Source organism: Kitasatospora sp. NPDC056531 (assembly GCF_042794375.1).
Classification (GTDB): Bacteria; Actinomycetota; Actinomycetes; order Streptomycetales; family Streptomycetaceae; genus Kitasatospora.
Map to the genome: position 1 here is coordinate 66,971 of NZ_JBHTTU010000011.1, position 12,495 is coordinate 79,465.

Sequence of the window (12,495 nt, forward strand, 5' to 3'; positions counted from 1 at the left end):
GGCGTGATTGCATCGTCCGTGTTGGGAAACCTCGCCCACCACACATTAGAAGAGAGGGGGGTGTTCCTTCTTCCCCCCCCTTCGTTCCTCGTCTGGCGCTCTCGCTCTCCTCCCCCCCCCGGGGCGCTGACCTCCGGCATCCTGCCCCACCTTGCAGCCCTGCCCGACGCCCACGTGGCCCTCACCAGCCGCCACCTCAGCCGGACGCCAGACGCTGCAGTCCCCGCTCGTCACCCCGGCCGAGCTCACCGACCACCACCCGGACCTCATCCTCGGCTGCTTCGAGAACGACGCCCGCAGCCGCAACTTCTGGACCCGCGAGCACGTCACCGCCGCCATCACCGAACACCGTCCGGCGCGCGTCGAGCTGTCCACACTTCCGCCTGAGCGAAGTCGGCTGCTGGGGGCGGAACAGGTTTGCGCGAGAAGTCGGCCCAGCCGACTTCTCGCGCAAGTGTTTTCAGGTGCTGGGCAGTTCGCCCGCCTTGATGGCGGCGACGAAGGCCGTCCACGCGCCGTGGCGAACAGGGACTGACCGGAGGCCAAGCCGCTTTACGCCTCGCACTGTCGTCCGATGCCGCAGGCGAGCGGGGCGTCTCGACGAGGCGGGAACGGGGCGTGCGGACGCTACCGTCCGGTGTAGGTGAACTCGTCCGCCGGGCTCTTGGGAGAGGTGGCCTGGCCGACCTTCACGGTGATGTCAACCGTCTGGTGGACGTCGAGCAGACCGGGCGCGGTCGCGATGATCTGGCCGGTGTTGACGAACTTGACCGAGTCGGATGCCTTGTCCTTGAAGTACACGGTGGCGCCCTGGGCGAAGCCCTCGCCGCTGATGGTGACCGGGGTGCCGACATTTCCGCTGGTCGGGCTGACCGCACTGACCACCACGGGCGGGGGTCCGCCATAGGCGAACTGCCCCATCGCGACGGCCGGGGAAGTGCCGAGGGTGTTGGTGACGCGGACGTGGACGACGCCGGTGTGGACGACGCCGGTTCCGTCGGGGACCTGAGCGGTGATCTTGATGCCGGAGGGGTCGATGGTGAACTTGGTGCAGGCGAATTGGTCGAAGTCGACCACGCTGTCCGGACTGAAGCCGGTGCCGTTGATGGTCACCGTGTCGCCCGCTTTGCCGAAGGAAGGGGTCACGTTCGTCACCTCCGGCCTGGGAGGGAGGTCAGGCGCCCCCACCAGGTCCAGGTAGGTGTCGTTGGCGTGCTGGAAGGCGACCTGGCCGAGGAAGTCCTGGGTGGTCTTGTTGATCAGGCTCTTGTTGAGGCTCGCGTATCCGGTGTTCATCAGGCAGAGCGTGCCGGGTTGGACGTAGACGTTGCCCTTGGTGCTCTGGGCGAACGTCCCGATGAGCAGCTTCACCTCGTCGGTCGCCTGCGGTCCCGGGCTCGGGTACCAGCCGGCGGTGGTGTCGAGATCTGCCCACGCGTGCGGTACCAGGTCGTAGGCGTTGTTCTGACGCTCGTCGATGACCCACGACAGGGAGTTGAAGTAGTCGACGAAGCTCTGCACGCCGGCGGTGGGAGCGGCATAGGTGATCACCGCGAACTTCGGCTGTTTCTTCCAGGTCTTCGCCTGTGCCTGCAGGTACGGCGCGAGCATGCTGGCGATGCAACCGCCGAGGCTGTGACCGGTCAGATAGACGGTCGGCTGCGGCGAGGAGGGCGCCGCCTGGATCGCGGCGGCGAGCGCCTGGACGAGCGTGAGGTTCGGGGAGGGCGAGGCGATCGAGAGGGCGTTGGCAACCCGGTCGAACGCATCCTTCGCCCCCTTGGAAACGTAGGGCTTCGGCGATCCGCTCTCGGGGAACGGGACGACTTTGCCGACCTCGATGTCCTCGAAGATGTCGGTCCAATCGGCGTCGGTTCCGCGAGCGGCCACGGCGAACTCGTTCGAGCCGTTGGTGCTCTTCGCGATGTAGGCCATGTTGGCGTTGGCGTCGCTCAGGGCGAGCCACACCAGCTGCCACGCGTTCTGCGTCGCAAGGCCGGGATCGCTCAGTTGCGCGTTGATGCCGGTGATGATCCGTGCGGTCTGGTGCTCCAGGGTTTCCCCGGACGGACGCGGGGTGGCCCCGGTGGATGCAAGGGCAGCCAGGGTCATGGTCACCTGGGCGATTGTCGGATCGGGTGCCATCGTCGTTCCTGCTCCTCGGGTGTTGTGCCGGTGCGGAGGCGGGACGGCCTTTCGGCAGCATCAGGGCAGACCTGTGCCGAACCGACCGTCAGAGTGGATCGCGCACAATCAGACCTCCCCGCTGCGTTGTCCGGTGCTCTTCCTGCCTGCAGGTTGACCAGGTTCACCTCGTTGGCCGTTCGTCACACGTGTGTGCGGCTCGCCGAGCCGGGTGTGCACTGATAACGGATCGGTCTCGGAGCCCGCTCGCCACGTGCACAGGGGTTGACGGCGTGTGGCGGGCGGGCGTTTGCTGACTCCCGCTCGTGTGAACCTGTTGGGTTCTGGTTTTTCTTGTGTGTTTGAACGTTCAAAGTGAACGTCCGCAAGGCCCCCTTCCCTCCCCTCTTGCCCTCCTGCGCCGCCCACAGAGAGGAATGCAATGTCACACCTTTCCCGTCGAGACCTGCTCCGCACCTCCGGGGCCGGCCTGCTGGCCCTGGCCGCCGGCGGTGCCCTGGCGGCCTGCGGCAGCTCCGGCTCGGGTGGCGGCTCGGGCGGGGACGCCGACACCGGCACCGTCACCGTCTGGTCCTGGGCCACGGCCGCCGCCGCCCTGCGTGGAGTCGTCCCGGCCTTCGAGAAGGACAACCCCGGCATCAAGGTCGACGTGCAGGACATCGGCAACCCCGCCATCTGGGACAAGATCACCGTCGGCCTCGCGGCCGGCGGCCAGGGCCTCGGCGACGTGCTGCACATCGGCTGCGACTACCTGCCCGGCTACCTGGAGAAGTTCCCCGGAGGCCTCGCCGACCTCTCCGCCTACGGCGCCGACGCCCACAAGGACAAGTTCGCCAAGGGCCTGTGGCCCGTCGTCACCGGCAAGGACGGCCACGTCTACGCGCTGCCCTGGGAGGTCAACCCGCTTGGCTTCTTCTACCGCAAGGACTACTTCGACAAGGCGGGCATCGACCCGGCCGCCCTCGCCACCTGGGACGACCTGATCGTCGTCGCCGACCGGTTCAAGGCCGCCAATCCCGGCATCTCCCTCATCGGCATCAACAAGGCCGCCAACCCGGACCCCGACCTGGACTTCCTGCAGTCCCTCATGCAGCTCCAGGGCGCGTTCTACTTCGACCTCCAGGGCAGGATCACCCTCGGCTCCGAGCCGGGCGTGCGCGCCCTCGCCACCGTCAAGCGCCTGGAGGACGCCGGCCTGGTCGCCGATGCCCCCGGCGACCAGGGCTGGGCCACCGCGATGAAGGCGGGCAAGCTCGCCGTCGCCCCGATGCCCGCCTGGGCCGCGCACTACCTGGAGTCCAAGTTCGCCGCCCAGAGCGGCAACTGGCGCCTCGCCAAGCCCCCGGCCGTCACCCCGGGCGGCAGGCGCACCGCCCTGGTCAACTCCACCCACCTCGCCGTCGCCGCCTCCAGTCCGCGCCGCCGCGCCGCCTGGAAGTTCGTCGAGTACGCGCTCACCCGCCCCGACTCCGTCAACAGCATGTTCGAGGCCGGCGGCGTCTTCCCCGCGCTCACCGCGGCCTACGCCGGCCCGATGTACGCCGCGCCCCACCCGTACTTCGGCGGCCAGCCCGTCCTGAAGACCTTCGCCGACCTGGCCGTCGACGGCGGCGACCCGACCAACTACTCCGGGGACTACGCCCGGGCCCTCAAGCTCGCCGGCGACGCCCAGACCAAGGTCTTCCTCAAGGGCGGCGACCCCGCCGCCGTCCTCCAGGACGCCGCCAAGCAGCTCGCCCAGCAGACCGGACGCGGCATCGCATGACCGCCGCCGCCCAACCCGTCGTCCTCGCCGAGAAGGCCGCACGGACCCGCCGCCGTCCCCAGTGGCGCCGCACCGCCCTGCCGTACCTGCTGCTCGCCCCCGCCCTGCTCACCTTCGGCGTGTTCAAGGCCTACCCGATCGTCGACTCCCTGCTGCTCTCCTTCACCACCGGATCCGGCACCGCCACCCGCGCCGCCGGACTCGCCAACTACCGTCGGCTGCTGGACGATCCGCTGTTCTGGACGGCCCTGCGCAACACCGGCGAGATCCTCGTCGTGCAGGTCCCGCTGATGCTCGGCCTGGCCCTGCTGATGGCCGTCGGCATCAACTCCGCCCTGGTGCGCTGGCGCGCCGTGTGGCGACTCGGCGTCTTCATGCCCGCCGTCACCGGCCTGGTCGCCACCGGCGTGATGTTCGCCTTCCTGCTCAGGACCGACGACGGCGCGGTCAACTGGCTGCTCGACGCGCTCGGCCTGCCCACCGTCGACTGGCTCGGCCAGCCGTTCTGGGCCCGGATGTCGGTCGTCCTGGTGCTCACCTGGCACTACACCGGCTACAACGCCGTCATCTACCTGGCCGGTCTGCAGTCCATCCCCCGGGAGCTGTACGAGGCCGCGATGGTCGACGGCGCCGGACCGGTCCGCCGCTTCACCGCCGTCACCGTCCCCGCGTTGCGTCCGGTGCTGCTGTTCACCGTCGTGCTGTCCACCATCGGCACGCTCCAACTCTTCGACGAGCCGTATGTGTTGACCGGCGGCGGCCCGGACAACGCGAGCCTCACCGTCTCCATGTACCTGTACCAGAACGGCTTCCGGTACTTCGACTTCGGCTACGCCTCCGCCATCGCCTACGCGCTCACCCTGCTGGTGTCGGTGCTCGGAGCGGTCCAGATGCGCCTGATGGGGGACAAGGACGGATGAACCTCAAGAAGCTGCGCGGCTGGCCGCTGACCTTCCTCCTCGCCGCCGTCACCGGCCTGTCCGTCGGCCCGTTCTACTGGCTGGTGATCGCCACCACCCGGAAGGACACCGAGATCTTCGACTGGCCGCCCGCACTGCTCCCCGGGGGCCACCTCGGCGACAATCTGGACCGGCTCCAGCGCCGGATCGGGCTGCTCCGGGTGATCGGGAACTCGTTGCTGGTGGCCGGAGTCCAGACGGGCGGCGCGCTGATCGTCGCGCTGCTCGCCGGCTACGCCTTCGCCAAGTTCCGCTTCCGCGGCCGCACCCTGCTCTTCGTGCTGCTGCTCTCCACCCTCGTGGTGCCCGAACAGGTCATGCTGGTACCGCTGTTCAAGATGATGATGAGCTTCGGGCTGCTCGACTCCTACCAGGCGATCATCCTGCCCGGCCTGTGTGTGCCCTTCGCGATCTTCCTGATGCGCCAGTCGCTGAGCGGCCTGCCGGACGAACTGCTCGACGCCGCCCGGGTCGACGGCGCCGGCGAGTTCCGGGTGCTGTGGAGCGTCGTCGTCCCGGTCATGCGGCCGGTCCTGGCAGCTCTCTCGATCTTCCTGTTCCTGGGCTCCTGGAACCAGTTCGTCTGGCCGCTGATCGCCCTGCGCAGCCCGGACATGCACACCCTGCCGGTGGCCCTCGCGACCCTGTACGGCAACAAGAGCACCACCGACTACGGCGCGATCCTCTCCGGCACCGCACTGTCCACCCTGCCGATGATGGTCCTCTTCCTTTTCCTCCAGCGGCAGTTCATCTCCGGCCTGCTGGCCGGCGCCACGAAAGGCTGAGCATGTCCGAGACCATGAACGACATCTGGGAACCGCACGCCCCCACCGTCGCCGGCGGCCTGCGCCCGCTGTCCGCGCAGGGCCTGGACCTGAAGGCGAGCGGCGCGGCCACCGCCCGCGCGGTCGCCGACGGAGTGGTCGAGGTGAGCGCCGAGAGCCCGGGGGACGTGCGGATCGAGTGGCGGGTCCCCTGCGTGGACGCCACCGCCTTCTGGACCCCCGAGCCGCGCGGCACCGGCTGGCTGCCCGCCGCGTGGAGCGCCCCGCGCCGCACCGGCCTCGCGGCCGGCGCGCCGATCGCCGCGCTGGTCGGCACCGGGGACGTCGCGCTGTGCGCCTTCGCCGCCGAGCGCCCCGACGTGCTGGCCGGGGCCGGGGTGGTCGAGGAGACCGGCGAGTTCCGGTTCTGGGCCCAGGCCGAGGGCCGGCTCACCGTACGGATCGACACCTCGGGGCGGCACTTCGCCCGCTGCCTGGCCGACCTCGCCGCCTGGTGGGGGAGCGGCCGCACCGCCGACATCCCCGAGGCCGCCCGCCGCCCCGCCTACTCCACCTGGTACTCGATGCACCAGGACATCACGCCCGAGGGCGTCGAGACCCAGGCCGCGCTCGGCAAACAGCTCGGCCTGGACGTGATCATCGTGGACGACGGCTGGATGACCGCCGACCGCACCCGCGGCTACGCCCACTGCGGTGACTGGGAGCCGGTCTCACTGCCCGACACCGCCGCCCACGTCCGCCGGGTGCACGAGCTCGGCGTGCGCTACCTGCTCTGGTACGCACTGCCGTTCATCGGCAAGGACAGCGCCGCCTACCAGAAGCTCGGACGCTACGCCCTCGCCGACGTCGCGCACCTGGGCGCGATCGTCGCCGACCCGCGCTATCCCGAGGTCCGCGACTTCCTCACCGAGCGGCTCGCCCGCGCCGTCGAGGAGTGGGGCATGGACGGCCTCAAGGTCGACTTCGTCGACTCGTTCGTCCGCGCCGAGCCTCCCGCCGCCGGCCCGGAGGCGGACTGCGCGGGCGTGGACGAGGGCGTGGAGCGCTTGCTCGCCGCCATCCGCGGCCGGATCACCGCCGCCGACCCCGAGGCGATGGTCGAGCACCGCCAGCCGTACGTCAGTCCGGGCCTGTGGCCCTACGTCACCATGATCCGCGCCGTCGACTGCCCGCTCGGCCCGCAGGAGAACCGGCAGCGGACCGTCGACCTGCGGCTCGCCGCCGGACCCGTCCCGGTCCACTCCGACATGCTGATGTGGCACCCGACCGAGCCGCCGGAGCAGATCGCCTGCCACCTGATCAACGTGCTCTTCGCCGTGCCCCAGGTCTCCGTCGACCTCGCCGCGCTGACTCCCGAGCAGCGGGAGGCGATCGCCTTCTGGCTGGGTGTCTTCCACACGCACCTCGACACCCTGCAGCTCGGCGAGCTGCGCCCGGCCCGTCCGGACCTCGGGTACCCGCTGGTCACGGCGCTGGGCGAGCGGACCATCGCGGTGGCCCGCTACGCGGCCCTGCCGGTGGACGCCTCGGGTACGGGCTGGCGCACCCTCATGGTGGCCAACGCCGACGCCGACCCGGACGTCCGGCTGACCGGCGGCAGCGGGACGGCCGCGGTCACCGTGCAGGACGCCCGGGGGCGTATCGTCCGGCAGGGCGAGGTCGAGCTCGACCGGGCGCAGGGGATTCCCGTCCCCCGTGGCGGGCTGCTGACGCTGCGCCGCCCCTGACCACCCCGATCACCGGCCTGGAGGACGGCATGCCCGAGGGACCACGCGGGCCGCGGAGCGGCGCCACCACCATCGAGGAGGTCGCCCGCGCGGCCGGGGTGTCCCGGCAGACCGTCTCCAACGCGCTCAACGCCCCGCACCGGGTCCGCCCGGCGACGCTGGCGCGGGTGACCGCGGCGATCCGCGGACTCGGCTACCAGCCCGACCAGTCGGCCCGCTCGCTGCGCAGCGGCGCCCGGCGCACCATCGGCTACCTCGCCCCGGTGGACGACCCCTTCGACCCCAACCCGCTGATGGCCGGCTTCCTGGAGGCCCTGGTCGACGCGGCCGGGGCCCGGGGACAGCGGGTGCTGCTGTTCCGGCCCGTCCCGCCCACGGCGGATCCGTCGGCCGCCGTCGACGAACTGGTGGCGGCCCGCCAGGTCGACGGGCTGGTCCTGGCGGACGTGGTCCGCGAGGACGCCAGGGTCGGGCACGTCGCCCGGCTCGGCGTCCCGTTCGTCACCTTCGGCCGGACGGGGCCCGGTGAGCCGCAGCACTGGGTGGACGTGGCCAACGACGCCGCGATGGCCGCCGTGGTGCGCCACCTCGCCGCGCTCGGCCACCGGAGGATCGGCTACCTCGGGGCTTCCGAGGAACTGCCCTGGATGGCGGCGCGGCGGGCGGGCTTCCTCGCCGAGTCCCGCCGACTGGGGCTGGCCGCCGCAACGGCGGACATCCCGCGGACGGGGGCGCGTCCGGAGGCGTCGGCGCCCTCGGAGACCGCGGCGGTACGGGCGTTGCTGCGCGGGCCCGACCGGCCGACCGCCGTCGTGGCGGGCAGCGACCTGCTGGCGCTGGACGTGTACGAGGCGGTGCGGGCGGAGGGGCTGACGGTCGGGCCGGGCGGGGTCGCGGTCACCGGTTTCCACGACACGCCGATCTGTCGTCATCTCCATCCGGCGCTGACCTCGGTCCGGCTGCCGCTGCAGGCGATCGCCGTCTCGCTGGTCGGGCGGCTGCTCGACCAGGTGCGCGGGCAGCCGGCGCCGACGGCGGGGGTGGAGTTGGCCGGCGAGCTGGTGGTGCGGGGGAGTTCGGGTTGACCGGCCGCCGTGCCCCGGCGCGCGGGCCCGTGCGGGTCCGTCGACACCGACCCCGGCACCGCGCGAGAGGTCGGGCCGGCCGACTTCTCACGCACCGCTTCGCCCCGTCGGGCAACGGCTCGACGGGGCGAAGCGGTCAGGACCCGTCACCCACTGCGGTTCGGTGCGGCCGGGCCCTCGTGCCGCCGACCGGACTCACCCGGTGTGGGCGGCGCTGACCAGGTCGGGCAGCAGGTTCGCCGCGTTGGGCGTGCCGAGACCGGTGATCGGGTCCCAGCCGGTGGTGGCGGGGTAGCCCGGCACCGTCGGGTCGGCGGTGTTGTTGCCGAGGGTCACGTCGTTGAAGTCGGCCGCGTACTTCGCCGGGTCGGTGCTCAGCTTGTACAGGGCCGGGTTGATCTGGCCGAGGCCGCCGCCGTTGATCTGGTCCGCGATCGAGACCAGGCCGGCCCACTGCGGGCAGGACAGCGAGGTGCCGCCGATGTCGTACCAGCCCGTGCTGCACGGCGTGCCACCGCAGTTGAGGCCGGAGGAGCCGTCCGGCGGCAGCGACAGGTAGACCAGCGCGCCGGTGCCGGGGGCGGCCTGCAGGGACACGTCCGGCACGCCGCGCTTGGCGCCGATCGGGGTGGAGCCGGTGGGCAGCGCCGACTGGTAGGCGGGCTTGTCGAAGACCTGGCTGAACCCGCCGCCCGCGTTGGTCCAACCGACCTCACCCGCACCGGGGTTGGCCTGGCACTTGCCCGGGTTGTCGGTGCTGTCCACGGTCCGGCCGCCGGTCGCGTTGGGGTCGGTGCACAGGTACGTGCCGCCGACGCCGGTCACCAGCGGGTCGGAGGCCGGCCACTCGACCGACGGGTACGGGAGGGTGGTGCCGCCCGACTTCACCGGGGTCTTCTCCGAGCCGGCCGTCCCGTTGTCGCCGGAGGAGCCGAGCACCGTGACGCCGTTCAGGGCCGCCGACTTGAAGGCGTGCCGCAGGGGCTCGATCGCCTGGGCGCTGCCGAACGCCCCCTCGGCGGAGGCGAAGGACTGCGAGATGACGTTCGCCAGGTGGTGGTCGACCACGTACTGCTCGGCGTTCATCAGGGCGGGGAAGCCCTGTGTGCCGAGCGTCTCCGCAGTGGGCGTGGAGACCAGCAGGATGTTGGCACCCGGGGCCATCGCGTGCGCGGTCTCGACGTCGAGCGCGACCTCGAGCGCCCAGGCGGCCTTGCTCTCCTGGCCGGTGCCCTGGCTGGTGGACGGCGGCGCGGTGGTGCCCGGCGAACCCTGGACGTGCAGTTCGCTGAAGGTCGGCATGCCCGGCTGGCAGGTCACGCCCTCCTCGCCGCACATCGCGTTGACGCCGAAGGCCTGGTCGAAGACGTGCAGGTCGTGCGCCATGGTGTCGCTGCCGTACGAGTCGAAGATGGCGATCGTCTGGCCTCGACCGTCATAGCCGTTGGCGTACAGCGGACCGAGGTTGTAGGCGGCCCGGATCGCCTGCGGGCTGAAGCAGCGGCGGCCCGCACTCGCGCACTGCGTCTGGGTGGGGGGAGTGGCGCCGGTCGACACCTGGGCGAAGTCGGCCACCGTGGGATGGGCCACCGGGTAGCCGGTGGCCACGGCGCTGCCGACCGTTGGGACGGCGAGCGCGCCGGAGGCCGCGAGGGCCAGGCTGCTCACCCCTGCCAGGAGCATGCGGCGTATCGTTGATGCCTTCAAGTAGTCCTCCATGAGGGTTGGTTGGGGGACGTCGGCGGGTGACCCGGGTCGGATCGAGCGGCCCGGGCACGTGGGGGGCGTCCGGGACGGAAGGTCACGGACGGGCGCGAGTGTAGGCGTGTGAGTGGCCCGACCTCAATGGCTCGTCGGAAAACAGATCGACATCTGTCGGGTCGGCAGCCCCTGAAGGGTCAGGGGGCAGGTGACCGGCGGGCGGATCGGCTTCGACCGTCAGCGGCAGAGGGCCGTGTCCACGAGGCTCTCGATGTGCGTGGTGACGGCGGGGTCGGCCGGGATGCCGGTCACCGCGACGTTGACCGCGCGGCCGTCGTCGGTGGCGCCGCCCCGGGTCTCGTACCCGGGGATGTCGCCGCCGTGGCCCCAGTAGACGCCCCCGCAGGACAGCGGCCTGCTGATGAGGCCCAGTCCGTAGCCGGCACCGGTGTCCCCGATGGGGACGGTGCCGCGCATCTGGGCGAGCTGGGCGGGCGGGAGGAGGCGGCCGGCGAGGAGTGCCGTGAGGAACTGGTTGAGGTCGGAGTTGGTGGAGATCATCTGACCCGCGGCCCAGCCCGCGGAGGGGTCGATGTCCGTGAACTCGCGCAGGGGCGCGCCGACGGAATCCTGTTGGTAGCCGTGGGGGTGGGGTCCGCGGATGGCCCGGTCGCCGGGGGCGGGGAAGGAGGTGTGGCGCAGCCCGACGCGCTTGATGACGCGCTGCTCGATCTCTTCGGCGAGGGGGCGGCCGGTGACCTTCTGGACGATCAGGCCGGCCAGCACGTAGTTGGTGCTGCTGTACGCGAACTTCGTGCCGGCTGCCGTGCCGTCGGGGAGTCTGCCGGTCTTGCCTGTGCATGAACCAATTCCTTCGGGATCGCCGTGAAATGAGGGGAGGTCGGACCGATCCCCCGCCAACTGCTCGGACACGATCCTGGCTTCCGGGGGCCGGGACGCACATCGCGGGATGGCGGGAGAAAGCGCTCCCCCGATCGGGGGATGACGGTGCTGAGCTGCGAGGTCATAGTTGATGATCATGATGAGAGGGATTCGGCCGCTGCTGCGCGGCTCCACGTATGCGGGTGTGCTGTTCGCCTGGTGCGGCGCGTTGGTGAGCATTCCGCTGGTGCCCTTCGCCGCGCTGCCGGCGGTGGCACTGCGACCCGCTCCGTATCCGGTCCAGGTCGTCCTGGCCCTACTGGTCTGGGCCGCACTGATCGGCGCGCTCGGGCTCGCCCGCGGCACACGGCGGGTGCTGGTCGCGTCCGCCCGTCGACTGCTGGGGGTGCCGCTGCCCGCGCCCGCCGGGTCCGCCACGGTCTCCGGCGCCGATCGGTGGCGGACGCCGCTGTGGCTGGTGCTGCACGTGGCCCTCGGGTGGGCGGCGGCGCCGGTGGTCGGCGTGCTGCTCGTCCTGGGCGTGTCGTTGCCGGGGAACTGGCTCCACGGCCAGGCGGCGCTGACCTGGTCCGACCGGCCGATCCGGGTGACGGGAGGATGGGTTCGATGTCGGGGAGTTCGCCGGTCGGGAAGTCCGTTCGGGTGAACTGCCGCCCGGTTGCTTCGCCCACGCTCCGCCAACGCGTCAAGCTGGGCCGCGAATCCGTGGGACTCCCTGAGGAAAGGCCTTTCGATGACGCGCGCGCTGATCGTGGTGGATGTGCAGAAGGACTTCTGCGAGGGCGGAAGCATCCCGGTCGGCGGAGGCGCCGACCGGGCCCGGGCGATCGCCGGGTTGGTCCAGGGCCCGGAGCGCGAGGGCTGGTCCCGCGTGGTGGCCACCCGGGACCACCACATCGACCCCGGCGGCCACTTCTCCGAGCACCCGGACTTCCACGACTCCTTCCCGGTGCACTGCGTGGTCGGCACCGAGGGCGGCGAGTTCCACCCCGCCTTCCTGCCCGCCGTCGAGGCCGGCGCGGTGGACGAGGTGTTCTTCAAGGGGGCTCACTCGGCCTCCAAGAGCGGCTTCGAGGGCTTCACCGCCGACGGCACCCCACTCGCCGACTGGCTGCACGACCAGGGCGTGGACGCGGTGGACGTGGTCGGCATCGCCACCGACCACTGCGTCAAGGCCACAGCCCTGGACGCGGCCAAGGCCGGCTTCGACACCCGGGTGCTGCTGGACTACACGGCGGGCGTGGCGACGGACACCACCCAGGCCGCGCTGGGCGAACTGAACCGCGCGGGCGTGGACTTGACGGGGACCCCGGTGGTGCTCGCCTGAGCGGGTCGGGGGGGCGGGTTTCCGTCCTCCGGCAACACCCCCCCCCCCCCCACACCCGCCCCCCGCCCCCCCCCCCCCCCGAGTCCACCACACCCCCC

10 protein-coding genes are annotated in these 12,495 nt (G+C 71.6%); 7 read left to right on the top strand and 3 right to left on the bottom strand.

Annotated features, from left to right (window positions below):
- The first annotated feature begins 151 nt into the window (after positions 1 to 151).
- Positions 152 to 535, top strand: a complete 384-nt coding sequence (locus ACFQ87_RS13520; protein WP_380610862.1) for a hypothetical protein — start codon at positions 152 to 154, stop codon at positions 533 to 535.
- A gap of 92 nt (positions 536 to 627) precedes the next feature.
- On the opposite strand, the gene ACFQ87_RS13525 is transcribed toward ACFQ87_RS13520, so the two are convergent.
- A complete protein-coding gene (locus ACFQ87_RS13525) occupies positions 628 to 2,112 on the bottom strand; it encodes an IPT/TIG domain-containing protein (protein ID WP_380610934.1) in 1,485 nt (494 codons plus the stop codon).
- 454 nt (positions 2,113 to 2,566) lie between these two features.
- Here ACFQ87_RS13525 and ACFQ87_RS13530 point away from each other — a divergent pair, with 454 nt between their 5' ends.
- From ACFQ87_RS13530 to ACFQ87_RS13550, 5 genes are read left to right on the top strand one after another with little or no spacing between them, the layout of a single operon-like run.
- Positions 2,567 to 3,910 (top strand): ABC transporter substrate-binding protein, encoded by a 1,344-nt coding sequence (locus ACFQ87_RS13530; protein WP_380610863.1) that lies wholly within the window; start codon positions 2,567 to 2,569, stop codon positions 3,908 to 3,910.
- Positions 3,907 to 4,830, top strand: coding sequence for a carbohydrate ABC transporter permease (locus ACFQ87_RS13535; RefSeq protein WP_380610864.1), 924 nt, complete (start codon positions 3,907 to 3,909; stop codon positions 4,828 to 4,830). The genes ACFQ87_RS13530 and ACFQ87_RS13535 overlap by 4 nt, the downstream gene beginning before the upstream one ends.
- On the top strand, positions 4,827 to 5,654 hold the full coding sequence (locus ACFQ87_RS13540) for a carbohydrate ABC transporter permease (protein WP_380610865.1): 828 nt from the start codon (positions 4,827 to 4,829) through the stop codon (positions 5,652 to 5,654). Before ACFQ87_RS13535 ends, ACFQ87_RS13540 begins: the two co-directional genes overlap by 4 nt.
- A gap of 2 nt (positions 5,655 to 5,656) precedes the next feature.
- On the top strand, positions 5,657 to 7,381 hold the full coding sequence (locus tag ACFQ87_RS13545; RefSeq protein ID WP_380610866.1) for a glycoside hydrolase family 36 protein: 1,725 nt from the start codon (positions 5,657 to 5,659) through the stop codon (positions 7,379 to 7,381).
- A gap of 29 nt (positions 7,382 to 7,410) precedes the next feature.
- The gene (locus tag ACFQ87_RS13550) at positions 7,411 to 8,466 is read left to right on the top strand and encodes a LacI family DNA-binding transcriptional regulator (protein WP_380610867.1); all 1,056 of its coding nucleotides are present in this window, start codon (positions 7,411 to 7,413) and stop codon (positions 8,464 to 8,466) included.
- Positions 8,467 to 8,661: 195 nt separating this feature from the next.
- On the opposite strand, the gene ACFQ87_RS13555 is transcribed toward ACFQ87_RS13550, so the two are convergent.
- Together ACFQ87_RS13555 and ACFQ87_RS13560 are read right to left on the bottom strand one after the other, a co-directional pair.
- Positions 8,662 to 10,149 (bottom strand): protease, encoded by a 1,488-nt coding sequence (locus ACFQ87_RS13555; RefSeq protein ID WP_380610869.1) that lies wholly within the window; start codon positions 10,147 to 10,149, stop codon positions 8,662 to 8,664.
- Positions 10,150 to 10,404: 255 nt separating this feature from the next.
- Positions 10,405 to 11,487, bottom strand: a complete 1,083-nt coding sequence (locus ACFQ87_RS13560) for a serine hydrolase domain-containing protein (RefSeq protein ID WP_380610870.1) — start codon at positions 11,485 to 11,487, stop codon at positions 10,405 to 10,407.
- A gap of 316 nt (positions 11,488 to 11,803) precedes the next feature.
- Between ACFQ87_RS13560 and ACFQ87_RS13565 the strand changes: the two genes are divergently transcribed.
- Positions 11,804 to 12,397, top strand: a complete 594-nt coding sequence (locus ACFQ87_RS13565; RefSeq protein WP_380610871.1) for an isochorismatase family protein — start codon at positions 11,804 to 11,806, stop codon at positions 12,395 to 12,397.
- Positions 12,398 to 12,495: the final 98 nt, after the last annotated feature.